Below are 21,762 nucleotides of genomic sequence, written 5' to 3' on the forward strand. Positions count from 1 at the left end.
GCGCGACGCCGTGCTCGATCAACACGTCGAGCGCGTCGTGGCGCTGCGATGCGACGGTGCGCTCGCGCAGCGGGTGCGTGAGCCAGTGGCGCAGCGCGCGGCTGCCCATGCCGGTGCGGCAGGTGTCGAGCAGCGACAGCAGCGTCGGCGCGTCGTCGCCGCGCAGCGTCTGCGTGAGTTCGAGGTTGCGGTGCGTGGTGGGCGGCAGGTCGAGCAGGTCGCCGCTGCGCTCCACCTGCAGCGCGCGCACGTGTGCCAGGGCCTGGCCCTGCGTGTGCTCGGCATAGCTCAGCAGCGCGGCGGCGGCGGCCTGCGCGGTGCCGAGTTCCTGTGCGTTGAAGCCGGCGAGGCTCGCGACGCGCATCTGCTCGCACAGTTTGCGCAGGCCAAGGGCGGTGTCGAACTGCCAGCCGGGGCGGTGCGTGATCGCGATGCGGGCCTGCGCGACGGCCGCGGGCACCTGCTCGCGGTCGACCAGCACCTCGGCGGCGTTCAGGCGGGCGAGCCAGCCGGGCAACTCGCGTTCGGTGCATTCGGTCAGGCCGAGTTGGCCGCTGCTCAGGCCGAGCCAGGCGAGGCCGTAGCTGGTGACGCCGCGCTGCGTCTTCTGCGACACCGCGAGCAGCAGCGCGTCGCGCTTGTCGGCGAGCAGCTCGGTGTCGGTGACGGTGCCGGGGGTGACGACGCGCACCACCTTGCGCTCGACCGGGCCCTTGGCGGTGGCGACGTCGCCGACCTGCTCGGCGATCGCGACGGCTTCGCCCAGCTTGATCAGCTTCGCCAGGTAGCTCTCGACGGAATGGAACGGCACGCCGGCCATCACGACCGGCTCGCCGCCGCTCTGGCCGCGGCTGGTCAGCGTGATGTCGAGCAGCTTGTTGGCACGGCGGGCGTCTTCATAGAAGAGCTCGTAGAAGTCGCCCATGCGGTAGAAGACGAGCGTGTCGGGGTGCTCGGCCTTGATGCKCAGGTACTGCTGCATCATTGGGGTATGGGCCGGAATGGGGGCACGCGCGGGAGCCCGGCCGGCGGGCGATTCTTCCGCTAAGTCGTTGAATTGCTGAGTGTTTTTGTCGGATGACATGCTCACGATGGACTTTTCAGCGCCTATGAAAACTTGGGGGAACTTGGCCGTTCTGCGTAGGTTTGCGCGCTTCTAAAATCGAAACCTACGCTGGGCTGCGGCCGGTCTTCCAGAAAACCTACGCTTGCAGGGAGCGCAATGCAGTTCGACGCCCGCGCAGCCAAGGCACTTCAGCCAGGCGCGCACCTTACCATCGACGGCTGCCCAGGCCTTCGTCTCGAAGCCACTCAAACCCGACGCGCTTGGACCTATCGGTACCGCAGTCCGGTCGACGCGCGGATGCGCCAGGTCGGCCTGGGGCGTTGGCCAGCGATGTCGTTTCCAGCGGCGGCGGCCGAGTGGGAGCGTTTGCGCGGGCAGCGCGACGCGGGCGGCGATCCTGCGCTGTCGAAGCGCCAGGCGCGGGAGGCCGAGCGGACGGCCCGCGTTGCAGAGAAACAGGAGCAGCGGGAGCGCGCGTACACGGTGCGCCTCCTGTGCGAGGACTACCTGGTTGGACACGTTGCCCTGACGACGTGGGCGAGGCGATGCTGGGGCACATGCAGGAGGGGGTGAAGGGTGTCTACAACCTGCACACCTACGACAAGCAGTGCCGCGTCTGGATCAACCGACTGTCCACGCACCTCGATGGATTGGTAGAGCGGTAGTCGTATCGCCACGATCGCTCACCAGAGCGATTCGTTGAGCGATGCGCCCACAACGTTGAGGAGATCCGAAATGGGGGCGTGCGAATCAGCGCTTGCCCGGTCGTTGTAGAACGGCCAACGACCTGACGGTTTGGATCAGTCCTAGGTCCCTCTGCTGCAACTCGACACGTTCGTGGTGACGACGATCGTCTTGCGAGCGCTCCGTTCTAGACCGCACCGCAATCTGGCACGCCTTCAATGTGACGCCGCGGAACACAGCTTCGGAGGCATCTTCCCAGTTCTTGAACAACGGAAGCAACGGGCCAATCTCCAGTTGCAGAGCCTTCTTCCGAGCTTCCTCGTCACCAGGTGCGACGAGGCGACCATTCCCGTACTTGATAACCTCATCCACCCGTTGGGCGATAGTGTCGAATCGGAGCGATTCGGCCACGCAGAAAACCACTAGCATTTCGAGAGGGAAGCGCTTCTTGACATTGGTCATGCCAGGAATATTGACGAGTGCCGCATCAAGCCCGCCCGAATCACGGGTGACCAGATCGAGCGTGCTCGGATAGCGCTCTACCTTGCGGCCCGCCACCTTGCTGACGTAGAGCGAGGTCGGATCCATTTCGAGGACGAGGCCTTGATCGACTCTGCCGTGCCCTGGAAAGACCTCGATCGTCACGGGTGGCGCCGGTCGGCAGATGCGGTAAGAGCTATTGTCAAATCGGATCAACCCGGTCTCTTCCGTGAGCGCTTGGCGCATCGCGCTGATTTCGGAAGACCACCGCTGGTCAACGTGCAGCTGAAAATGATCAGGCATGGTGCTGAGGCGATTGTTGTCTTGATACTGTAGCCAAAAGTCCCAGGCCGCAGGGAACTCGTAGGAGATGGACGTGTCGCAGACAAAACCGGTCGACATCTGAGACGCTGTCTTCAGCGATCCTTGAAGAGGTCGATGGGTTTGGGATCGTCGGTGTTGATCTCGATGGAGTGCTTGGTGGCCTGCTCCCGCTGTCCGGTGGAGCGATAGCCTCATCGGCTGATGTACACGGTGGCGCGCCATTCCCTGATACACCGTGTCGGGGCTGTGCTGTTTGTGCTACCCGGGCCGGTGCCGACGTGGTCCTATGGTCCTTCAGTCGTTCCGACCCCGCCCGCAATGTCGACGAGTTCAGTCCGACCGAAACTCGTTGGCTGATCGATGCGATGACAGAGGTGGCACCCAGGCGTACGGCACGGCTGCGCGCGGTGAGTCCCTGAGCGATCAGCCGCGCGCTGTCCAACTACGCGCCTCGAAGGGCCTGCGGCACGGTAACGGTCTTGCGGCGGCCCGTGAAGGGTGGCGGCAAGAGGTTGGAAACCGGCCGCTCCTCGCACCAAGTGGTTACCTCGCGCACCAGCCAAGCGACACGTCTGCCGGAGAGAAGGCGGGGTTTGGGGAATGCGTCCCCGCGGACGAGTTTCTCCACCGTCGACTCGGACAACGAGGTGAAAGCAGCGACATCTGGCAGGTCAAGGTAGATCGGATCGAGTTTGCTCATTTGCTCTCTGTGGGGCTGTTGATATCGGGTCCCGCTCGAGGCGGGCCTCGTAGGTCAGGCGCGCGGCAGTGGCGCGGTCGGCACCGCGCTGCGTTGCAGCGGCGTCGGTGAATCCGCCCTGGAGCGGGTGTTCGGGCAGTCGAGCGAAGGGGCGCTCGGTCCGCATGGCTGCGGACGCGACGAGGAGCGACTCCGCCTGTGCGATGGCGTTCATGAAGTCTCCAGTAAAGAGATCGGACCGCTGCGCAAGATCACGTTTGTGGATCACCACAACTACATGAGCGGGGGCACCTTCCTCGATGGCGATCAGGTGGCTCGTGACGTGCTGCTTCTGTGGAAGCCTGGGCTCGACTGGAGATCGGCGCTGCACGGCATTCCACTCGACCCGATCGCCGGGCGTGCGCCAAGGAAGGAGTGGACCACGGAGGAGGAGCAACTCGAGGCGGAGCGGCTGCGCTACCGCATGCCTCGCACCTACGCAGCACTGCCGACCTCGCTGCGGCAGCTTGCCTGCGTCGCTTGACGCCAAAGCCCTCGTCAACGTCCTCGGATGTTGCTCAGGGACGGCGCCGAGTGCTCCGTCCCAGCACTGCTCAGCAGAACTGGACCTCGGTGCTGCACAGGCGTGTGCCGTCCGGCGCGCTGATGCTCAGGCTCAGGGCGTTCAAGCACGCGGACCCTGGCAGCGCAGTCGGTGCGAGCCGACGGTGGCGCGAGAACACGGCCTTGCCGTCGACCGTGCCCGTCCACTCGGCGATGTATTTCCGCGAAGGAACGCTCGCCTTCAACGGCTTCAGGTGAAACCGCTCGACGAAAGACTGCAGCTCCACCTCGGAGCTGATTCGGCCAAACACCTGCTCGATCGGAAGGCTGCTCTCCATGGGGTGTGCTCCTAGTGGACGGCAGTTTGGTCAACGCCGATGATGACGCTACCAGCTTTGAATACGGCTGTCGCCGGTGCACCAGCTGTCAGGTTCAAGGACTCGGCGCGTTCGGTCGTGATGCGCGCCATGAGGGTCTGTCCATTGGGTAGGTCGAGCCCGACCTTGACATCGTCGTCRTCGCCTTGGCCCACGTCGCGCACGCTGCCCACCAGCTGATTGAACGTCGCGGGCAAGCTCGCCGCCGGCTCCTCCAGCAGGACGATCGAGGTGGGGTGCACCAAGCCAAAGGCGCGCCCGCCTTGCTGCAGTTTCAGGATGTTCTGCACCTCGTGAGAGACCTTGATGACGATCTGCAGGCCCTGGGCGAGGCCCAGTTGCACTTCGTTGGCGTCGATGCCCGGGTGGATGGCCGTCACGACGCCATCGAGGGTGTTGAAGTCAGCGGGTTTCATGAGTTCAAGGTTCCGTGTGCTCGTGCCTCGCCGGCTGGCGGGGTGCTGCAATATACTGTATGAATGAACAGTAGTCAGCTGCCACGCGAAGGAGTCACGCGTGTTGGCCGGGAATCACCTGGGCCAGCCGTGGTGCCGCGCGCCAGCGTGGCCATCGGCTTCGGCTCGCCGTCGCAGGATTCGGGCGTCGGGCGCCTGGACCTGAATGACGTGCTGATCAGGAACCCGCTGGCCACCTTCCTGATGCGCGTGAGCGGCAGTGCGATGCGAGAGGCTGGCATCGACGACGGCGACATCGTGCTGGTCGACCGCTCGGTCCATCCAGCCAGCGGCCACATCGTGATCGCCGTCGTGGACGACGAGTTCATGTGCCGGCGGCTGGTGACGCAGGGATCGTCGCTGCGCCTGGTGGCGACCGACCCGAGCTGCGCCGATGTCGTGCCGCGCGCGGCCCAGGAGCTGCAGGTCTGGGGTGTGGTGACCAACGCCATCAAGGCGATGCCCGTCTGAGGCTGCGCCATGTTTGCGCTGGTCGATGTCAACAACATGTACGTGAGCTGCGAGCGGGTGTTCAAGCCCTCGCTCAACGGCCGGCCGGTCGTCGTGCTGTCGAGCAACGACGGCGCCTGCATCGCGCGCAGCAACGAGGCCAAGGATCTTGGTGTGCAGATGGCGCAGCCGTGGTTCCAGGTGCGGCACCTGGAGCGCGAGGCGGGGCTGATCGCGCTGTCCGCCAACTTCGAGCTGTACGGCGACATGTCCAGCCGCATGATGTCGATCGTCGGGCAGTACGCGCCGCGGCAGCAGATCTACAGCATCGATGAATGCTTCCTCGATTTCGAGGGTGTGCGCGGCGACCTTGTGGAGATCGGCCGAGACATCCGCCGGACGGTGCTGCAGTGGACCGGACTGCCGACCAGTGTGGGGTTCGGGCCGACCAAGACCCTCGCGAAGCTGGCCAACCACGTGGCGAAGACGGCTGATCGCAAGCCGGGCTCGTATCCGGCGGCCCTTGCGCAGGTGTGCAACTTCGGCGAGATGACCCAAACCGAGCTCGATGCGGTGATGGGTGTCACCGAGGTGGGTTGCGTGTGGGGCATCGGCCGGCGCATCGGAGCGCGGCTGACGGAGGCTGGCATCCGCACAGTGCGAGACCTGGCCAACGCGGACGTCACGGCACTCCGCAGCCAGTTCAGCGTGGTACTGGAGAAGACGCTCCTGGAGCTGCGTGGCACCTCGTGCCTCGGCCTCGATGACACCACGGCAGGCCGGCAGCAGATCATGTGCTCGCGGTCGTTCGGAAGCGCTGTGACCGAGTTGGCCGAGCTTGAGCAGGTCGTCAGCGACTTCACATCACGCGTGGCCGAGAAGCTGCGGCAGCAGGGCAGTGCGGCGGGAGCGGTCCACGTCTTCATCACGACGAGCCCGCATCGCAAGCAGGATCGCCAGCACAGTCCGAGCATGACCGTGCCGATGGTGCGGCCGACCACCGATACGCGCGAGCTCGTTGCGACGGCCACGCGCGCGCTGCAGCAGATGTACCGGCCGGGTTTCAACTACGTGAAGGCCGGCGTCATGCTGGTGGACTTGCATGATGGAGGTGCCCGGCAAGGTGAGCTTGACCTCTTCGCAACTGACAAGCCCACAGTGCAGGCGGAAGTAGGACGAGATCGGGCTCAGCTGATGGGTGCGTTGGATGCGCTGAACCATCGGTTCGGCAAAGGGGCCGTTCGCATTGCCAGCGCTCACCACGGACGTGGAACGCAGGCTTCAGTTGGCAAGCAGGAGCGGCGCACCCCGCGCTATACGACGAGACTCGACGAGATTGCGAGAGCCAGCTCCTGACCGCTGGTCGCCGCGAACTGGAGCCATCGACCCTGACTTGACCTCCCGGCAAATGCCCGATTGCGCCTTCAATTCATTGCCACCTCACCTTGGGGTTTTTACTGATTTCTCAGGGGGCTTGAAGATCTCGGTCTGCGACCTACTTCGCCCTTGTTATCCCATGTGACCAACTCGATTCGGATGAGGAACTGAATCATGTCTCGCACATCAGATCGCACGCCGACCGGCTCCGCCAAACGCGCAACGTCGCTCCGCGTCTCGTGGATGAGCCCGAACCAGCTTCGCGCCTACTTCGTGGCGCGAGAGACGCTGCGCAAACTGAAGCCCACACCGACGCCATTGGTGCCTGTCGATTTTTCACCGCGTGACCGCGGTCACGTGGGTCGCTGACTACCGATGGCGTAAACCAGCATGACTGCACTCGCAGGCGCCATCACACCGCCGCGCAGTCCGTTCACAGGGCTCGCTCCGGGGCCACCAAGCAGTCATTCGCGGCGATGCCCCGCATTGGCATCACTATTTACTGAAGGAGGTCCGACATGCTCGATACCATGTTCTATCGCCCTCAGGGGCTCCTCGACCAGCTGACCACGCTGCACCAGGCGCTCACGCGCTCATTGACCGGGGACGGCACGCCGGACGCAATACGCTCCGTCGCCGCCGGTAGTTTTCCCGGCATCAACGTCGGCCGTACCACGAAGACCTTGGAGGTCTATGCGTTTGCGCCCGGCCTTGATGCGGCGTCCATCGATGTGACGGTGGAACGGGGTGTCCTGAAGATTTCCGGCGAGCGCCGCGGCTCGGCGCCTGGCGGCGATCTGAAGGTGCAGACGTACGCCGCAGAGCGCCCGATGGGACGCTTCACCCGGGCGCTGACGCTGCCCGACGATGCCGACACGGCGAAAGTGGAAGCGACGTATCGCGACGGTGTTCTACGGGTCAGCGTCGGTCTGCAAGAGGCGGCTCAGCCCACGCGCATCGCGGTTCGCTGATACCGCGTCCTCTCGTCCAACAGACCATGAAAGGAACTGTCATGTCCAACACCGACCTGGCTACTGCTGCACCCGACCGCAGCAACCCGACGCGACCCCAAGACGCACGCATGGAATCGAGCGAACGCTCGCAACGCGCCGTCGCACCCGCAGCGGATATCTTCGAAGATGCCGGTGGCATCACGCTGCTCGCGGACATGCCGGGCGTTTCGCGGGAGAACCTCGACGTTCGCCTGCACGGCGACTCGCTTGCCATCGAAGGGCAAGCAAGCATCGCCACGGCGGAAGACATGCGCGCGCTGTGGGCTGAAGTCAGCGTGCCGTGCTTCCGTCGCACCTTCACGCTCAGCCGGGAGCTTGACGCCGGCCGCATCGAGGCCAACATCAAGGATGGAGTCCTGAGTCTGCGCATCCCGAAGCAGGCCCATGCGCAAGCGAAGAAGATCTCCGTGCGTGCGGGCTGACACTYGGCTTGAACGGTATTGCGCCATGCCTGCGGATTGCTATCGCGTGGTCGTGCCCGAGAGCGCTCGCCTGGCCGGTTACACCGCTACCGGCCGGCGGGCCTCCGTCGTCCCGGGCGAGCATGTCGTCCAGCGATTCAGGCTGAAGGTGCCGCTCGATGGCATCTCGGAAGCTTTCCGATTTCTAGGTGCCGACGCACGCGGCGATGACATCCACATCCCAGTGCGCTCGGAGGCTGACATCGAACGCGTTCTGCACGAAGAGCCGGCATCCGAATAAAGTTGGCCTAGAAGCGGTCGGTCACAGGGGGCCCGCTCCTGGCCGGCTACGGCCTGCCTGGATTTGCCATTGGTCATGCCTTTTGCCGTGCTATTTCATTCGATGCTCGGACTTGACCCGGCAGCGCACCGAGGACTTCCTGCGCGCCCTGCCACGCGGATGAGGGACTGATTCCGGGAGCACACGAACGATGATTGAGCATGCGGTGGTGATCGCCGGCGGAGGTCCGACGGGGCTGATGTTGGCAGGTGAATTGGCGCTGGCAGGCGTGGACGTCGCTGTCGTCGAGCGCCGTCCCCATCAAGAACTCTCCGGTGCGCGCGCCCTGGGAATCTCCTCGCGAACCATTGAAGTGCTCGACCAGCGCGGCATCGCGGATCGATTCCTCGCGGCGGGACAAACCGCGCAGGTCACGGGCTTCGCCCTCACCCGCCTGGACATCAGCGATTTCCCGACTCGCCACAACTACGGGCTGGCGCTGCGGCAGAAGCACATCGAGCGCCTCCTGGCCACCTGGGTCACCGAGCTCAAGGTGCCCATCCTCTACGGCCGTGAAATCACGGGATTCGTGCAGCACGACGGCGGTGTCGACGTCGCACTCGCCGACGGTCGGTCACTGAGGGCGCTGTATCTCGTCGGGTGCGACGGCGGACGCAGCATCATTCGCAAGACGGCGGGCATTGACTTCCCGGGTTGGGATCCGACCACGAGCAACATCCTCGCGGAAGTGGAAATGACGGAAACGCCTCCGTACGGGGTGCATCGGTCGTCTGCCGGCGTGTATGCCTTCGGGCGGTCGGAGTACGAGATCAAAGGCAGCGAGATCATCTACAAGGATGTGGGCCCGATTGGTGTCATGGTGACCGAGCCGAACCCGAATGCAGGCACCGAGCCGACGCTGCGCGATCTCAAGGAGCGGCTCATCGCCGCGTGCGGCACCGACTATGGCGTCCACAGCCCGACCTGGATCTCCAGGTTCACCGACACGACGCGGCAGGCCGCGCAGTATCGCCGTGGACGCGTGCTGCTCGCCGGCGACGCCGCCCATGTTCACTCGCCGATCGGCGGACTGGGGCTCAACACGGGCGTGCAGGATGCGGTGAACCTCGGGTGGAAGCTGGCGCAGGTGATCAAGGGGACGTCACCGGAGAGCTTGCTCGACACGTATCACGCCGAGCGTCACCCGGTCGGTGCGCGCGTGCTCAAGACCACGATGGCGCAGGTTGCACTGCATCGCGAGGACGCTCGCACACTGGCTGTCCGCGACATCGTGGGCGACTTCCTCAAGATGGAGGAGCCGCGCAAACGAATCGCTGCGGAGATGTCCGGCCTGGACATTCACTACGACCTCGGCAAGGGCCACCCGCTGCTCGGACGCCGCATGCCCGATCTCGACCTGGTCACCGCGATCGGCCCGCTGCGGGTCTTCACCCTGCTGCATGATGCCCGACCGGTGCTGCTCAACGTTGGTGAACCCGGGAGCTTTGACATCGCTGCGTGGGCAGATCGGGTTCGGCTCGTCGACGCGAAATACGTCGGTACGTGGGAGCTTCCGGCACTCGGGGTGGTCACGGCTCCCACCGCGGTGTTGATTCGGCCTGACGGCCATGTGGCTTGGGTCGGAGACACTGCTCCATTCGGGCTCGTCGATGCATTGACCACCTGGTTCGGGCCGCCTGCGGCGACGTAGCCCACCCGGCTTGATGGTGTGCTGCGGACGAGGCGAGCGCAGTCTCCTGTCTCGCTTGGGGGCAGATCGACCCGTCAGCCCGGCAGCCTCTGCGCCAGCAATCAAATCGCTCAATGGTGACGCAGAGTCGAGGCCGCGGCTTCACGCCGAGCGTCGGTCTAGCGACTGGCTAGGCATCACTGCCGTGAGCATACGTATGCGCTGGCTCCCGGGCCGCGTTGGCGCGCTTGTCGCCCAGGGCCGCACCCAGTGCGATGCCAATGCCAACGCCAACTGCGAGGCCGATGCCAATACCCAAGGCCAAGTGACCAAGGGCAACGCCGAAACCGGCGCCAGCGGCCAGGCCAAGTGCTGTGCCCCACGCTATGCCAACGCCAAGGTGGTGTTCGCGGATCTCGCTCTGCTTTTCATCCACAGTGCTTCTCCTTGATGCCAAACGTTGAAACTGGGCTGCGACCTGAGGTTCGCTGCAGGGCGTCAGCTCAATCGACCTTTTTCAATCCAGTGATCATCCCGCATAGCCTACCCGAATGCTGCCAGCCATGAGCGACAGCACCTGGCTGGCCGTGAACACCCCATGTGCTCACGTCCAGGCGATGAATCGCCGCGGACTCGACTTCCTGGAACACCTGCGCGCCGAGCTGTCGAATGGACGCGTGGTCGCTGGTTCGAGCTCCGCACGGCCAGCCAATCCGATCAAGGACGTGGCACAGTTCGCCAGGCGCCTCGATCCAGCTCACGCGCTTGTCCTACGCTAGGCGGTGTCGGGGTCCTATCCGGGGTGGCGTGTCGGCCTTCGATGATCGACGGCATGCCCCTTGCAACGACGGCCAAGGCCTCCGCTCCCCACCCCGACCCCGCCGCCGCGCGGCTCGCGTGGTGGAAGACGCTCGGCCCCGGACTAATCACCGGCGCGGCCGACGACGACCCGAGCGGCATCGCCACCTACACGCAGGCCGGCGCGCAATTCGGCTACGGCATGGGCTGGAGCGTGCTGTTGACCTTTCCCCTGATGGTGGGCATACAGMTGGCCAGCGCCCGCATCGGTCGCATCACCGGCCGCGGCCTGACCGAGAACTTCGCAAAGCTGTGCCCGTCCTGGCTCGTGATCGGACTGGTCTCGCTGCTGGTCGTGGCGAACGTGATCAACCTCGGCGCCGACCTCAACGCGATGGCCGATGCGGTGGCGCACGTGGTGGGCGGCCCGACCGCGGCGTACGCGGTCGGGTTCGGGCTGCTGTCGCTCGCGCTGCAGGTGTGGCTGCCGTACAGGCGCTACGTCGGCATCCTCAAATKGCTCACGCTGAGCCTGTTCGCCTACGTGGGGGTGGCGTTCGCCGTGCACGTGGACTGGCGCGCCGCGCTGCACGGCGCGCTGCTGCCGCACTTCGTGTGGAGCAGGGACTACGTGACAACCCTCGTCGCGATCCTCGGCACCACCATCAGCCCCTACCTCTTCTTCTGGCAGGCGGCGCAGGAGGTCGAGGAGATCCACCGCGTGGCCGAGGACCAGCCGCTGCTGCGCGCACCAACGCAGCGCGAGGCGCAATTCAGGCGCCTGCGCATCGACACGATCGCCGGCATGGGCTTCTCGAACCTGATCGCGTTCTTCATGATCGTTGCCGCCGCCGCCACCTTGCACCAACAAGGCATCACTCACGTCGAGACGACGACGCAAGCKGCGATGGCGMTCAAGCCAATTGCCGGCAATTTCGCGTTCGTGCTGTTCGCGGCCGGCATCGTCGGCACCGGCATGCTCGCGCTGCCGGTGCTCGCCGGCTCGGCGGCCTACGCGGTGGCCAGCGTCGTACGCGTGCGCAAGGGTCTGGATCAGCCGCTGCACCTCGCCCGCGCCTTCTACGGCATCCTGGCCGCCGCGATGGTGGTCGGGGTGTTCATCAGCGTCGCCGGCTTCGACCCGATGCGCGCGCTGTACTGGTCGGCGGTCGTCAACGCGGTGATCGCGGTGCCGATCATGGTGGGCGTGATGGTCGCGTCGACCCATGCCCGCGTGATCGGTGCCATGCCGCTCGGCCGCCCCTGGCGCGTGCTCGGCTGGGGCGCGACGCTTGCGATGGCTGCCGCCAGCATCGCGATGCTCGCGACATCGTTCGTCTGAAGGCGGGCGGCAGGTGGCAGCGACCAAGCTCGCGATCCACGCTGCGATCGCCGCCAACGTGGCGATCGCGGTTACCAAGTTCGCGGTGGCCGGCATCACCGGCAGTTCGTCCAGGCCACCGGCACGACGCCGTTCTTGGAGGCACTGCACCGCAGCAAGGACCCGACCACCTACACCGTGCTCGCAAAAGACGCCGCCGCGCTGCTCGGCCTGCTGATCGCGGCCGCCGGCATCGCGCTGAGCCACCGCTTCGACTGGCCCGAGCTGGACTTCGCACCCGGCGTCAGCGCCGCCGAGGCGGCCACGGCCACGACCGCGCTGCAGGGCCAGGTGCGCGCCGCGTACCCGGTGATCAAGCGCCTGTTCATCGAAGCCGCGGCGGCGGCCCCTCCTTGAGGTGAACGCGATGAAGATTGCGACCTGCAACATCAACGGCATCAACGGGCGCCTGGCAGCCCTGCTCGCCTGGCTCGAGCGGGAGCAACCGGATGTCGTGTGCCTGCAGGAGCTGAAGGCCGCGCAGGCCACGTTTCCGCGCGCGGCGCTCGAACCGCAAGGAGCCGGTGCTGCTCGCGGGCGACTACAACGTGGTGCCGACAGACGACGCGGCGGACATCTACAACACGCGCTCCTGGCTGAAGGACGCGCTGCTGMAGCCCGAAAGCCGCGACGCCTTCCGCCGGCTGCTCGACCAGGGCTGGACCGACGCCGTGGCGCGACTCCATCCCGGCAAGCCGATGTACACGTTCTGGGACTATTTCCGCCAGACACTCGCGCCAATGCGCGATAGGCAAGACGGAGCCGGCATTGGCCACGCTTTCAGCGTCGATCACCGACGACTCAAGATCGCCGAGGGGCAACCCGCGCTGCGAGAGGGCTGTGATGGCTCCAGTGCATGGCTTGGCATACCGCAGATTGAGGACGGCCGTCATTCCGTCCCTCACACCGACGAACTCGCCGCAGCCTCCGCCAGCAGTTCTTCCTTCCGGCTGGCCATCGCGACACCCAGCACCTGCAGGTCCAGGCCCGAATTGCGCATCTTCGGGAACATCTCGTCTTCCTCCTCCTCGACATGGTGGTCGATGAGTTCGCCGAGCACCTTGACCTTGGCGTCGTACAGGTCGTCGCCAGCCTGCATCGATTCCAGCTGGGCGATCAAGTCCTTGGCGCTGGCATGCTCGACCACGGCTTCGTCGATCAGGTCGTCTTCCTTCAGCGCTTCGCGCGCGGCCGGGTAGAAAAGCTCCTCTTCAATGGTGGCGTGCACCGTCAGCATGGTGCAGATCTGCTGCGCAAGGGCTTGCCTGTCGCTTTCCGAGCCCTCGTTCTCCGCCAGCTCGTCGTACTGGTCGAACAAGTCCTTGACGTCTTCGTGATCCTGTTCCAGCAAGGTGATCGCGTCCGTGGATTCGCTGCCGTCGTCTTGTGACTGGGAGGGGTGGATGGCCATGGTTCAACTCCTGAGTGGGTGCAGCCGACATGGCCACACTGCCTGGGTGCTTCGAGCGTAGTCCGCGAAGTCACACACAAGCAGGACCTGGGGGCAAAAGAGGACGGCTCCTACAGCAGTGCCGAGGTCACGCCGACGGATAGCTCCACATCCACGCCGGACAGCTTTCGCCGCGCCTCGCCGCACGGCCTTGCGTGCGCTGGCAGACAGACGGCAGCGCCGCCGGCTGCCATGGTCCGGGCATCGGCGGCGCCAGAGTGACATCGCACGTCGAGCTACGTTTGCGTCAAGGGGTGCAGCCGCAGACACCCCACCGTCCTCCCCTGTTTCCCTTCCTCCGAAAAGGAGTCCCCTCATGAGACTCATGCATGTGCCTTGCCTGGCGTTTCCGCAGGCGCCCCGTCCCATCCTCCTGGCTGGGTTGATGGTCCTCATCGCCGGTGGCTGCGCCACCACGCCGCCACCGACCGAACAGATGGCCAGCGCCAAGGCCGCGGTCGACAGTGCCGCCGTCGACGGCGCGCCGGCCTATGCACCCACCGAGACGCGCCTGGCCACCGACAAGCTGGCCGCCGCGCAGAAGGCCGTGGTCGCGAAGGATTACGTGCTCGCGAAGCAGCTGGCCGAGGAAAGCCAGCTCGACGCGCAGCTCGCGGTGCGCAAGATGCAGACCGCCAAGTCCAGCAAGGCAGCCGACGAAGCCCGCAAGGCCGCGTCCCCCGGAGGTACCCAATGAACACGCTTTCGATCTTCACAGTCACCGCACTGGCCGCAGCGCTGGTGGCCTGCGGCACCGTGCCGCAACCCAACGCCGCCCTCGACAGGGCTCACGCCAGCTATGAAACGCTGCAAGGCGACCCGAAGGCCGTCGAGTACGCCGGGCCGGAGATGACGCAGGCCCGCGAAGCGCTCGCGGCCGGCGATGCGGCCCGCGCGCGCGGCGACACGCTGCGCAGCGTCGACCACTTCGCCTACCTGGCCCAGCAGCGCGTGGCCATCGCGCGCGAGGCCACCAGTGCCAAGACCTGGGACAAGGCCGCCGCCGATGCCAAGGCCGGCAGCGTCGGCGACAAGGCGGCGCGCGAGGTGGCCGCAGCCCGCATGGCAACCCAGGCCAAGGGCGCGGAACTGGCGGTCGCCACGGCCGGCGCGCAGCAGGACAAGGCGCGTGCCGCCGAGCTGGAGCTGCAGCTGAAGGCGCTGGGCTCCAAGCAGACCGACCGCGGCGACGTGATCACGCTGGGCGACGTGCTGTTCGACTCCAACCGCGCCCAGTTGCGCGCCGGCGGTGTGCGCGACATGGGCAAGCTGGTCGAGTTCATGAAGAACCACCCGAAGCGCACCGCGATGATCGAGGGCTTCACCGACAGCCAGGGCACCGAGAGCGGCAACTTCGAGCTGTCGACGCGCCGCGCCGAAACCCTGCGCATGGCCTTGATCGACCAGGGCGTCACCGCCGATCGGCTGCGCACGCGCGGCTACGGCGAGGCCTACCCCGTCGCCAGCAACGACAGTGCCGCGGGCCGGCAGATGAACCGTCGCGTCGAGATCATCCTCTCGGATGAGAACGGCGTGTCCAAGCCACGCTGAAATCGGGAGACCACCATGTCCAAGGAACGCAAGCACGGCAACAAGGAAGTGAAGAAGCCCAAGCAGGCGCAGCAGGCGCAGGCGCCGGTGGCCAAGCCGGGAACGCCGGTGCTGGCGATTCCGGCGATAGCGCCGGCCACGTCGGATCGCCAGCGCAAGCGGTGATCAGGCCGCGTTGATCGCCGGGGCCGGTGCCCGGCCGATCGACAGGCCGTAGATGCGCCGGTCGGCCAGGTAGCAGCTGCAGGCTGCCGCCTCCAGGCCGGCGCGGTCGATCACGCGCAACTCGCCGCGGCGATATTCGATCAGGCCCCCCGCCTGCAGCGCGCCGGCCGCGGCCGTCACGCCGACGCGCCGCACGCCCAGCATGTAGGCCAGGAACTCGTGCGTCATGTGGAAATGATCGGACTGCGCGCGGTCCTGGCTCATCAGCAGCCAGCGCGCCAGGCGCGGGCCGATCAGGTGGAAGCGCAGGCAGGCGGCCGAGCCGGCCAGCTGCGCCATCAGCACATTGACATAGCGGCCCAGGCTGCGCTGCAGCGCAGCGCTGTGCCCCAACTCGCGCCGGAATGGCGCGGCAGCAATGCGCAGCGCCGTGCCTGGCCCTTGCACCACCGCGTGCAGCGGCGCGATCGGCACCCCCAGCGCCACGTGCACGCCGAGCATGCCCTCGCGTCCCACCATGCCGACCTCCAGGCCGGGATGGGCATCCACCCGCGAGATCAGCGACACGAAGCCCTCCATCGGGAAGTACACGTGCCGGGTCGGTTGGCCCGCCTCGCTGAGTACCTCGGCGAGCGTCATCTCGACCGCCTCCCCCGCAGCGAGCAGGCGTTGGCGGTCCGCCCGCGGAAGCAGTTCAATCAGGCCGTTCTCGATGTTTTTCATGGCGCGGGCAGTCTGGGGCCTGCGTGGCCGCATCACCGTCTGCCAGCGTACACAGGGGGCTCAGCGGACCAGCCGCTCGGGCAGCAGCCGGTCGTATTCCTTCTTGACGACCGCATAGCACTCGCAGGTGCGTCGTTCCAGGCCGGGCCGGTCGAGCACCTTGATGCGCCCGCGCGCATAGCTGATCAGCCCGGCCTTCTGCAGCTTCAGCGCCGCCTCGGTGACGCCTTCGCGCCGCACGCCCAGCATGTTGGCAATCAGCTCTTGCGTCATCACGAGCTCGCTGCCGGTCAGCCGGTCCAGGCTCAGCAGCAACCAGCGGCACAGCTGCTGGTCGAGCGAGTGGTGGCGGTTGCACACCGCCGTCTGCGCCATCTGCGTGATCAGCGCCTGCGTGTAGCGCAGCAGCAGGTGCAGCACCGGCGCGCGGTTGAACTCGTCCTTGATCGTCGATGCCTTGAGCCGGTAGCCTTCGCCGGCACTTTGCACCACGGCGCGGCTGGGTGTCGACTCGCCCCCCATGAACAGCGAGATGCCGACGATGCCCTCGTTGCCGACCACGGCGATCTCGGCCGACGAGCCGTTCTCCATCACGTACAGCAGCGAGACGATGGCGTTGATGGGGAAGTAGACGTGGCTGAGCGTGCGCCCGGGTTCGTAGAGCACCTGGCCGAGGGTCAACTCGACCCATTCGAGCTGGGGCAGCCAGCGCTGCCACTCTTCATCGGGCAGGGCCGCCAGCAGCTGGTTCTGCTTCGGATCGGGGGAAAGGATCATGTCTCGAAGCTCCGTCACATTGTCGGAGCCGGCACAGAACGCGTACCGCCCGATGCCACCGATGGTGGCAACTATAGGCGCTGGCGAGGCCTCTGTATGTTCGATATCGAACATACAGAGGCCTCGCCAGGCTGGCCGCCGGGCGATGCAGCGTTCGTCAGCGCACAGACCGGTTCGGGACGGCCCGGCAGACTGGCCGACGGAGCGCTCTCCCATTCCAAAAGGAAGCCTGCGCACCCGGGCAGGTCGATTCGCCGCCCCGGAGCCCCAGGACTTCCCGCCTGACCCACAAGCGCTCCGTTTCGGAAGGACGCCGCCATGTCTGTCACCCTTCACCCGTTCGACGCCCCCGGCGGACCACCCCCCAAGAAGACGCTCTCCACGCGCCGCCACAGTGCGGCAGATGCCCTCAGGCGCGACGCGTCGCGCCTCCCCGTGTTCGGCCGGCATGCCGATGCCGCGGCGCCCGCCACCGGCCGGCGCGCGCGTGCGACGTTGGCGCGGCTGCGAGAGGTCAACGCGCAGTTGCTGCAGGCCGTGCTGCTGGCGCAGCGCGCGCAGCGGCAGGCAGAACTGACGCTGAGTCGCCAGACCCAGCGGATGGCCGTCGTGGCCCACGAACTGCGCAATCCGCTGATGACCCTGTGCACCACGGCCACGCTGCTGCCGCGCGTCGCTGCCGACAAGGTGACGCGCCTGCTGGAGATCATCGAACGGCAGACCGGGCGCATGTCGCGCGTGATCGGTGACCTGCTGGATGTGTCGCGAGTCAATACCGGCAAGCTGCGGCTGGAGTGGGGCGACCTCGACATCGCCGACGTGATCGAGGATTCGCTCGTCAGCTGCCGCCATGCGATGGCCCTGCGAACGCAGTCACTGCAGCTCGAGGTGCCGTCCCCACCGGGCGCCATGTGCGGCGACGCGGTCCGCCTGACCCAGATCCTGAGCAACCTGCTGGGCAACGCGTCCAAGTACACGCCGGCCGGCGGCCAGATCGCCCTCGTCGTGCAACGCACGCCGGACACCGTGGTGTTCACCGTCAGCGACAACGGCATCGGCATCACACAGCAGGCCTTGCTCGAGGTCTTCGACCCGTTCGTGCAGGAGCAGCATGCGGTGAAGTTCAACGGCGTCGGCCTGGGGCTCGGCCTGGCGGTGGTGCGCGAGCTGGCCGAAGCGCATGGCGGCAGCGTCGAGGCGAGCAGCGCCGGGCTCGGGCTGGGCAGCCGCTTCGTCGTCACGATTCCCGCGCGCGCTCGACCGGCTTGAACCGAGGCTCATGATCCCGCAGGCCTGTACCGCCAGGCCAGCACCGCCAGCCCCACCAGCATCGCCAGCCAGGTGCTCGGCTCCGGGATGGGCATCTGGTCGACCGACGACAGGAACAGGATCTCGAAGCTGCCGAACATCGACTGGTTGGACCGGTTGAAGATCGTCAGCGACAGGTGCCCTTGCGGATCGGCGCTGTAGGCGAAGTCGTCCGGCCCCGGCTGGATGCCCAGGAACGGCGCGTGGAAGTCCCGCGGATCCTGGTTCAGGATGTTCGCGATGAGCGTGATGCCGTTGCCCCAGCCCCAGCTCGCGTTGTCGCGGAACGAGAGCGTGGCCGAGTTCGCGATGGTGTCCCGTGGGTTCGGCGTGGTGCCGTAGGACGCCGTCGGCGAGAGCGGCACCGTGGAGTCGAGCGTCAGCAGCCCCGACAGCGTGATGGAGCTGTTCGGGTCGAGCGTGAAGGCGCGTTGCCAATCGAGGTGGACATCCGCCGAGTCGCCCATCTTCGGGCGCGACACCTCGGAATGCAGGTGCCCCGGCTCCACCGTCACATGGGCCGACGGCGCATCGGCCGCCACCCGGTCGACGCCGCGGCTGTAGTTGCCGAACGGCTGGGTGCCGATGGCGCTGCCGGCGAGACGTTGCGAATCGAAGGAGGTCTCGCGATACGAGGTCGACTGGTCCGCCCAGTAGTGGATCGCCGTCGTCGAACCGGAGAAGGTGTTGGGCGTGATCCAGTGGCCCACGGTGCCGGGCGGGGAACTCGCGTCGGTGGACAGCCCGGTGAGCGGGTCGAGCCGGAAGTCGACGCTGACGTCGCCGGCGCGGGCCAGGCCGACCAGCCCGACGGCCGCCAGCGCGATGAGCAGGTTGCGGGTCTTCATGCGAGGCCTCCGGCGGCGGTGGGGGTGGATGACGGGTTGGACGACGCCTTGCGCCGCCAGGCCAGCAGCCCCAGGCCCAGCAGCATGGCCGCCGCGGTCGACGGCTCCGGGATCGGCGAGATGAACGGCGCCACGGCGAACGCCCCGAAGGACAGGCTCGTGAACATCAGCTCGTCGGAATGGTTGAACAGGGTCAGCGACAGGTGGCCCTGCTCGTCGCTGCTGTAGGCGAAGTCGTCCACCGACCCCACGCGCCCGAGCGACGGAGAGCCGGCGGGCAGCCGCGGGTCGAAGTTCATGATGCGCGCGATGAAGCTGATGCCGTTGATCCACCCACTGCCGTCGCCGAGCGAGCTGTGGAACGAGAGGCCGCCGCGGTTCGCGTACTGCGGGTTCAGGTTGGGCGAGGCCGCGAAGGTGGTCTCCTGCGTGGTCGCCTGGTCCGAGCCGAGGGTGGCCGTGCCGGAGAAGGTGATCGAGGTGTTGGGCAGCAGCGAGAACGTGCGCTCCCAGTTGGCACTGGCGTTGGCTTCGTCCCAGGGATGCTCGCGCGTCACGCCCGCGAGCATGTGGCCGGGCTCGACCAGCGAGTGGGCCGAAGGCGAATCGGCGGCCAGCGCCGGCATGGTCTGCTCGCGCCGCGGGCCGAAGGGATCGCCGTTGCGGTCCGCGAGCGGCAGCCCGGCCGAGGTGTAGGTGTCCTGGTTCCACGACCGGCTCCCGTCGGCCCAGGTGTACCTGACCGTGGTGGAGCCGCTGTAGGAATTCGGCGTGAGCCACTGGCCGACCGTGCCCGGCGTCGAAGCCCCGCTGCCCGACAGGCCCACGATGGGATCGAACTGGAACTCGGCGGAGGATTCGTGGGCCTGGACCGTGGCGGCCATGCCCGCCGAGACCAGCAAAGCGAACAGTGCGGATGTCTTCATCACTCTCTCCCGTGCGTTGACGCAGTCACCGAGGCGGCCCTGGCCCCCTCCTCGGGAAAACCTGCCGACCCGATTGCCGATGCAGGCAGAGAGACGTGTCAGAACTGCAAGGCAGCGGCCGTCACGTTCAATGCCTCGTTGAACTTGCTGGCAGCAAGCAATCGGCATTCCTGCTGACCGCGACATCCCGATCCGTTCTGAGCCGAAGCGCCCCCGGCAACGGCACCGACCGCTTCAGCACCGCCTCCCCCAGCCACGCCGCCGAGCGCGCGGCGCGTGCCGCCACCATCGGCAGCGGCATCTGCTGGTAGTCGTCGTTGAACACCTCGAAGCTGTAGTCGCCGCGGTAACCCAGCCGGTCCAGCCGCAGCACCATCTCGGCGGCCTGCCGGCTGTGCGCGCCTTCGCCGGGGAACACGCGGAAGTGGCGCGCAGTGTCGATGCGCTCCTCGACCGAGCGGATCTCGTTCCACATGAAGTCGGCGAGCTGCACCAGGAAGATCCGTTGCGGGTCGACCTCGTCCAGCAAGTCCAGCGAGGTCTGCATCGCGAACGCGTGGAACGAGTCGAGCGCCAGCCCGAGGTTGGGCATGTCGGCGCGGCAGACCACGTCCCAGGCCACCGGGAACTCGTTGATCGTGCGGCCCCACGACAGCGCCTCGAACGCGATGCGGATGCCGAACGGCACCGCCATCACCGCGAGCCGGCGCAGGTCGCGCGCGATGTCGTCGAGGTCGCTGCTCGCATGGGTCGATGTCGACGAGCACACCAGCAGCACGCGCGAGCCGACTGCCGCGCACAGCGCCATCATCGAGCGCGCGATGTCGATCTTGTACTCGCGCAGGCCGCCTGGCAGCCCCTCGAAGTCGCGCAGCACCTGGAAGCCGGTGACGCGCAGCCCGCTGTCGCGCACCACCTGCACCGCGGCGTCGACGCCGGCCGGGTGGCCGACGAGATCGCGTGCCGACAGCATCACCTGGGTGAACCCGGCGGCCTTCATGGCTCGCAGCTTGTCGGGCAGGCTGCCGGCCAGCGAGATGGTGTCCATGCCGAAGTCGTCGACGTTGCCGGTGAACTGGCTCATGGTCGTCTCCTCCTCACGGCGCGTCGCCGGGCTGGTCGTGCACCAGCTCGAAGCTCACGCTGCCGAGCTCGCTGTGCGTCAGCGCGCCGCGCGGCCCCGGTGCGGCGGCGGGCGTCTCGTTGAACAGCACGCCGCGGGCACGCAATGCCGCCACGCTGGCCGGCACGTCGGGTGCGCCGAGGCCGATGCGGGCCAGGTACTCCGCGCCGTCGACGTCGAACGACCCGGCCTCCGGCTCGATCAGCTGCAGGTAGAAGCTGCCGCACGGGCTGCGCAGCACGTGGCCCTTGGGCAGGATGCCGAAGCGCAGCGCATCGGACAGCGGGCGAAAGCCGAACAGCTCGCCGTAGAACGCGATCCAGTCCTCGTAGCGGTCGACGCCGATGTACTGCACCGCGCCGAAGAAGTGCAGCCCGGTCAGTGCCGGCGGGTGCGGGTCGACGCCGGGGATCGGCACGAAGTCCACGTCGTAGATCGAGAACTCGCGGTGGCGGTCGACGAAGTAGATGCGGCTGCTGCCCACGCCGTGGATCGCCGGGATGTTCAGCTCCATCACCGCCACCTGCGTCGGCACGGCCCACGCGCCGCGCTCCAGCGCCTGGTGCAGCGCGCTGGCCGCATCGCGCACGCGCAGCGCGATCGCCGCGATGACCGGTGCCGGGTTCTCGCCTTGCAGCCCGGCGGTCTCGGGTGCATGCGCATTGACGATGACGTTCATGCCGCCCTGGCGGTACAGCAGCACCTCGCGCGAGCGGTGCCGGGCGACCGGGTGGAAGCCCATGGATTCCAGCACCTGCCCGAGCGCCTGCGGCCGGGTGGTGGCGTACTCGATGAACTCGATGCCTTCCATGCCGAGCGGGTTGGCCGGCAGGCCGACGCCTTCGCGTTGTGCGGTGGTGTCCATCGAAAGC

27 protein-coding genes and 1 pseudogene are annotated in these 21,762 nt (G+C 66.9%); 16 read left to right on the forward strand and 12 right to left on the reverse strand.

Annotated features, from left to right (window positions below; all coding sequences use genetic code 11):
- Window positions 1-985 (reverse strand): MutS N-terminal domain-containing protein (locus AC1D1T_RS09775; protein ID WP_477991821.1); only part of this gene is annotated, 985 nt, incomplete at its 3' end.
- Window positions 986-1,222: 237 nt separating this feature from the next.
- On the opposite strand from AC1D1T_RS09775, the gene AC1D1T_RS09780 reads away from it, so the two are divergent.
- Window positions 1,223-1,639 carry an integrase arm-type DNA-binding domain-containing protein gene (locus AC1D1T_RS09780; protein WP_477826118.1) on the forward strand — a complete coding sequence of 139 codons (417 nt, stop codon included), beginning with the start codon at window positions 1,223-1,225 and terminating at the stop codon, window positions 1,637-1,639.
- A 177-nt stretch (window positions 1,640-1,816) separates the two neighbouring features.
- Here the strand turns inward: AC1D1T_RS09780 and AC1D1T_RS09785 are convergent, their stop codons facing one another.
- Both AC1D1T_RS09785 and AC1D1T_RS09790 read right to left on the reverse strand, forming a co-directional pair.
- Complete coding sequence (locus AC1D1T_RS09785; protein ID WP_477826117.1) at window positions 1,817-2,632, reverse strand: hypothetical protein; 816 nt, start codon at window positions 2,630-2,632, stop codon at window positions 1,817-1,819.
- A 364-nt stretch (window positions 2,633-2,996) separates the two neighbouring features.
- The gene (locus AC1D1T_RS09790) at window positions 2,997-3,254 is read right to left on the reverse strand and encodes a helix-turn-helix transcriptional regulator (RefSeq protein WP_477826116.1); all 258 of its coding nucleotides are present in this window, start codon (window positions 3,252-3,254) and stop codon (window positions 2,997-2,999) included.
- Window positions 3,255-3,381: 127 nt separating this feature from the next.
- On the opposite strand from AC1D1T_RS09790, the gene AC1D1T_RS09795 reads away from it, so the two are divergent.
- Window positions 3,382-3,777 (forward strand): hypothetical protein, encoded by a 396-nt coding sequence (locus AC1D1T_RS09795; protein ID WP_477826115.1) that lies wholly within the window; start codon window positions 3,382-3,384, stop codon window positions 3,775-3,777.
- Between the two features lie 70 nt (window positions 3,778-3,847).
- Here AC1D1T_RS09795 and AC1D1T_RS09800 read toward each other — a convergent pair whose 3' ends face one another.
- Both AC1D1T_RS09800 and AC1D1T_RS09805 read right to left on the reverse strand, forming a co-directional pair.
- The gene (locus AC1D1T_RS09800) at window positions 3,848-4,135 is read right to left on the reverse strand and encodes a hypothetical protein (RefSeq protein WP_047509144.1); all 288 of its coding nucleotides are present in this window, start codon (window positions 4,133-4,135) and stop codon (window positions 3,848-3,850) included.
- A gap of 11 nt (window positions 4,136-4,146) precedes the next feature.
- Window positions 4,147-4,590 (reverse strand): TOBE domain-containing protein, encoded by a 444-nt coding sequence (locus AC1D1T_RS09805; protein WP_477826114.1) that lies wholly within the window; start codon window positions 4,588-4,590, stop codon window positions 4,147-4,149.
- Between the two features lie 129 nt (window positions 4,591-4,719).
- On the opposite strand from AC1D1T_RS09805, the gene AC1D1T_RS09810 reads away from it, so the two are divergent.
- From AC1D1T_RS09810 to AC1D1T_RS09855, 10 genes and pseudogenes are all read left to right on the forward strand, one after another.
- Window positions 4,720-5,100 (forward strand): LexA family protein, encoded by a 381-nt coding sequence (locus AC1D1T_RS09810; protein WP_477842466.1) that lies wholly within the window; start codon window positions 4,720-4,722, stop codon window positions 5,098-5,100.
- A 9-nt stretch (window positions 5,101-5,109) separates the two neighbouring features.
- Window positions 5,110-6,435 (forward strand): Y-family DNA polymerase, encoded by a 1,326-nt coding sequence (locus tag AC1D1T_RS09815; RefSeq protein WP_477842468.1) that lies wholly within the window; start codon window positions 5,110-5,112, stop codon window positions 6,433-6,435.
- Between the two features lie 539 nt (window positions 6,436-6,974).
- A complete protein-coding gene (locus tag AC1D1T_RS09820; RefSeq protein WP_465113400.1) occupies window positions 6,975-7,427 on the forward strand; it encodes an Hsp20/alpha crystallin family protein in 453 nt (150 codons plus the stop codon).
- A gap of 41 nt (window positions 7,428-7,468) precedes the next feature.
- The gene (locus AC1D1T_RS09825; RefSeq protein WP_477827161.1) at window positions 7,469-7,891 is read left to right on the forward strand and encodes an Hsp20/alpha crystallin family protein; all 423 of its coding nucleotides are present in this window, start codon (window positions 7,469-7,471) and stop codon (window positions 7,889-7,891) included.
- A gap of 470 nt (window positions 7,892-8,361) precedes the next feature.
- The gene (locus tag AC1D1T_RS09830) at window positions 8,362-9,861 is read left to right on the forward strand and encodes an FAD-dependent monooxygenase (protein WP_477827159.1); all 1,500 of its coding nucleotides are present in this window, start codon (window positions 8,362-8,364) and stop codon (window positions 9,859-9,861) included.
- A 196-nt stretch (window positions 9,862-10,057) separates the two neighbouring features.
- Window positions 10,058-10,291, forward strand: coding sequence for a hypothetical protein (locus AC1D1T_RS09835; RefSeq protein ID WP_477827158.1), 234 nt, complete (start codon window positions 10,058-10,060; stop codon window positions 10,289-10,291).
- Window positions 10,292-10,403: 112 nt separating this feature from the next.
- The gene (locus AC1D1T_RS09840) at window positions 10,404-10,619 is read left to right on the forward strand and encodes a hypothetical protein (RefSeq protein ID WP_477991822.1); all 216 of its coding nucleotides are present in this window, start codon (window positions 10,404-10,406) and stop codon (window positions 10,617-10,619) included.
- 53 nt (window positions 10,620-10,672) lie between these two features.
- On the forward strand, window positions 10,673-11,980 hold the full coding sequence (locus tag AC1D1T_RS09845) for an NRAMP family divalent metal transporter (protein WP_477991823.1): 1,308 nt from the start codon (window positions 10,673-10,675) through the stop codon (window positions 11,978-11,980).
- A gap of 135 nt (window positions 11,981-12,115) precedes the next feature.
- Window positions 12,116-12,376, forward strand: coding sequence for a hypothetical protein (locus AC1D1T_RS09850; RefSeq protein ID WP_477841993.1), 261 nt, complete (start codon window positions 12,116-12,118; stop codon window positions 12,374-12,376).
- Window positions 12,377-12,386: 10 nt separating this feature from the next.
- Window positions 12,387-12,744 (forward strand): annotated as a pseudogene (locus AC1D1T_RS09855) (endonuclease/exonuclease/phosphatase family protein); the annotation flags it as partial.
- Between the two features lie 176 nt (window positions 12,745-12,920).
- Here AC1D1T_RS09855 and AC1D1T_RS09860 read toward each other — a convergent pair.
- On the reverse strand, window positions 12,921-13,430 hold the full coding sequence (locus tag AC1D1T_RS09860; protein WP_477828575.1) for a hemerythrin domain-containing protein: 510 nt from the start codon (window positions 13,428-13,430) through the stop codon (window positions 12,921-12,923).
- 424 nt (window positions 13,431-13,854) lie between these two features.
- On the opposite strand from AC1D1T_RS09860, the gene AC1D1T_RS09865 reads away from it, so the two are divergent.
- From AC1D1T_RS09865 to AC1D1T_RS09875, 3 genes are read left to right on the forward strand one after another with little or no spacing between them, the layout of a single operon-like run.
- Entirely contained in the window at window positions 13,855-14,166 is a 312-nt protein-coding gene (locus AC1D1T_RS09865; RefSeq protein WP_477841994.1) for a DUF4398 domain-containing protein, read from the forward strand.
- Window positions 14,163-15,020 carry an OmpA family protein gene (locus AC1D1T_RS09870; RefSeq protein WP_477991824.1) on the forward strand — a complete coding sequence of 286 codons (858 nt, stop codon included), beginning with the start codon at window positions 14,163-14,165 and terminating at the stop codon, window positions 15,018-15,020. Before AC1D1T_RS09865 ends, AC1D1T_RS09870 begins: the two co-directional genes overlap by 4 nt.
- Before the next feature lie 15 nt (window positions 15,021-15,035).
- Window positions 15,036-15,185, forward strand: a complete 150-nt coding sequence (locus tag AC1D1T_RS09875; protein ID WP_477828348.1) for a hypothetical protein — start codon at window positions 15,036-15,038, stop codon at window positions 15,183-15,185.
- Here AC1D1T_RS09875 and AC1D1T_RS09880 read toward each other — a convergent pair whose 3' ends face one another.
- Together AC1D1T_RS09880 and AC1D1T_RS09885 are read right to left on the reverse strand one after the other, a co-directional pair.
- The gene (locus AC1D1T_RS09880; RefSeq protein ID WP_477828349.1) at window positions 15,186-15,908 is read right to left on the reverse strand and encodes a Crp/Fnr family transcriptional regulator; all 723 of its coding nucleotides are present in this window, start codon (window positions 15,906-15,908) and stop codon (window positions 15,186-15,188) included. It abuts the gene before it with no gap.
- 60 nt (window positions 15,909-15,968) lie between these two features.
- Entirely contained in the window at window positions 15,969-16,685 is a 717-nt protein-coding gene (locus AC1D1T_RS09885; RefSeq protein WP_477828350.1) for a Crp/Fnr family transcriptional regulator, read from the reverse strand.
- Window positions 16,686-17,003: 318 nt separating this feature from the next.
- Between AC1D1T_RS09885 and AC1D1T_RS09890 the strand changes: the two genes are divergently transcribed.
- Entirely contained in the window at window positions 17,004-17,954 is a 951-nt protein-coding gene (locus tag AC1D1T_RS09890; RefSeq protein WP_477991825.1) for a sensor histidine kinase, read from the forward strand.
- Window positions 17,955-17,962: 8 nt separating this feature from the next.
- Here AC1D1T_RS09890 and AC1D1T_RS09895 read toward each other — a convergent pair whose 3' ends face one another.
- From AC1D1T_RS09895 to AC1D1T_RS09910, 4 genes are all read right to left on the reverse strand, one after another.
- A complete protein-coding gene (locus tag AC1D1T_RS09895; RefSeq protein WP_477827696.1) occupies window positions 17,963-18,841 on the reverse strand; it encodes a PEP-CTERM sorting domain-containing protein in 879 nt (292 codons plus the stop codon).
- Complete coding sequence (locus tag AC1D1T_RS09900; protein WP_477827697.1) at window positions 18,838-19,767, reverse strand: PEP-CTERM sorting domain-containing protein; 930 nt, start codon at window positions 19,765-19,767, stop codon at window positions 18,838-18,840. The genes AC1D1T_RS09895 and AC1D1T_RS09900 overlap by 4 nt, the downstream gene beginning before the upstream one ends.
- 127 nt (window positions 19,768-19,894) lie before the next feature.
- Window positions 19,895-20,851: a sugar phosphate isomerase/epimerase family protein gene (locus AC1D1T_RS09905; protein WP_477827698.1), complete on the reverse strand. Its 957-nt coding sequence runs from the start codon at window positions 20,849-20,851 to the stop codon at window positions 19,895-19,897.
- Between the two features lie 13 nt (window positions 20,852-20,864).
- Window positions 20,865-21,755, reverse strand: a complete 891-nt coding sequence (locus AC1D1T_RS09910) for a 4-hydroxyphenylpyruvate dioxygenase (RefSeq protein WP_477991826.1) — start codon at window positions 21,753-21,755, stop codon at window positions 20,865-20,867.
- Window positions 21,756-21,762: the final 7 nt, after the last annotated feature.

The organism is Rhizobacter sp. P2_H3, assembly GCF_056403355.1.

Coding starts and splice junctions, on each gene's coding strand:
- AC1D1T_RS09780 (WP_477826118.1), top strand. CDS start 1,223: ATGCAGTTCGACGCCCGCGCAGCCAAGGCACTTCAGCCAGGCGCGCAC.
- AC1D1T_RS09785 (WP_477826117.1), bottom strand. CDS start 2,632: ATGTCGACCGGTTTTGTCTGCGACACGTCCATCTCCTACGAGTTCCCT.
- AC1D1T_RS09790 (WP_477826116.1), bottom strand. CDS start 3,254: ATGAGCAAACTCGATCCGATCTACCTTGACCTGCCAGATGTCGCTGCT.
- AC1D1T_RS09800 (WP_047509144.1), bottom strand. CDS start 4,135: ATGGAGAGCAGCCTTCCGATCGAGCAGGTGTTTGGCCGAATCAGCTCC.
- AC1D1T_RS09815 (WP_477842468.1), top strand. CDS start 5,110: ATGTTTGCGCTGGTCGATGTCAACAACATGTACGTGAGCTGCGAGCGG.
- AC1D1T_RS09820 (WP_465113400.1), top strand. CDS start 6,975: ATGCTCGATACCATGTTCTATCGCCCTCAGGGGCTCCTCGACCAGCTG.
- AC1D1T_RS09825 (WP_477827161.1), top strand. CDS start 7,469: ATGTCCAACACCGACCTGGCTACTGCTGCACCCGACCGCAGCAACCCG.
- AC1D1T_RS09830 (WP_477827159.1), top strand. CDS start 8,362: ATGATTGAGCATGCGGTGGTGATCGCCGGCGGAGGTCCGACGGGGCTG.
- AC1D1T_RS09835 (WP_477827158.1), top strand. CDS start 10,058: ATGCGCTGGCTCCCGGGCCGCGTTGGCGCGCTTGTCGCCCAGGGCCGC.
- AC1D1T_RS09840 (WP_477991822.1), top strand. CDS start 10,404: ATGAGCGACAGCACCTGGCTGGCCGTGAACACCCCATGTGCTCACGTC.
- AC1D1T_RS09860 (WP_477828575.1), bottom strand. CDS start 13,430: ATGGCCATCCACCCCTCCCAGTCACAAGACGACGGCAGCGAATCCACG.
- AC1D1T_RS09865 (WP_477841994.1), top strand. CDS start 13,855: ATGGTCCTCATCGCCGGTGGCTGCGCCACCACGCCGCCACCGACCGAA.
- AC1D1T_RS09870 (WP_477991824.1), top strand. CDS start 14,163: ATGAACACGCTTTCGATCTTCACAGTCACCGCACTGGCCGCAGCGCTG.
- AC1D1T_RS09875 (WP_477828348.1), top strand. CDS start 15,036: ATGTCCAAGGAACGCAAGCACGGCAACAAGGAAGTGAAGAAGCCCAAG.
- AC1D1T_RS09880 (WP_477828349.1), bottom strand. CDS start 15,908: ATGAAAAACATCGAGAACGGCCTGATTGAACTGCTTCCGCGGGCGGAC.
- AC1D1T_RS09885 (WP_477828350.1), bottom strand. CDS start 16,685: ATGATCCTTTCCCCCGATCCGAAGCAGAACCAGCTGCTGGCGGCCCTG.
- AC1D1T_RS09890 (WP_477991825.1), top strand. CDS start 17,004: ATGTCTGTCACCCTTCACCCGTTCGACGCCCCCGGCGGACCACCCCCC.
- AC1D1T_RS09895 (WP_477827696.1), bottom strand. CDS start 18,841: ATGAAGACCCGCAACCTGCTCATCGCGCTGGCGGCCGTCGGGCTGGTC.
- AC1D1T_RS09900 (WP_477827697.1), bottom strand. CDS start 19,767: ATGAAGACATCCGCACTGTTCGCTTTGCTGGTCTCGGCGGGCATGGCC.
- AC1D1T_RS09905 (WP_477827698.1), bottom strand. CDS start 20,851: ATGAGCCAGTTCACCGGCAACGTCGACGACTTCGGCATGGACACCATC.
- AC1D1T_RS09910 (WP_477991826.1), bottom strand. CDS start 21,755: ATGGACACCACCGCACAACGCGAAGGCGTCGGCCTGCCGGCCAACCCG.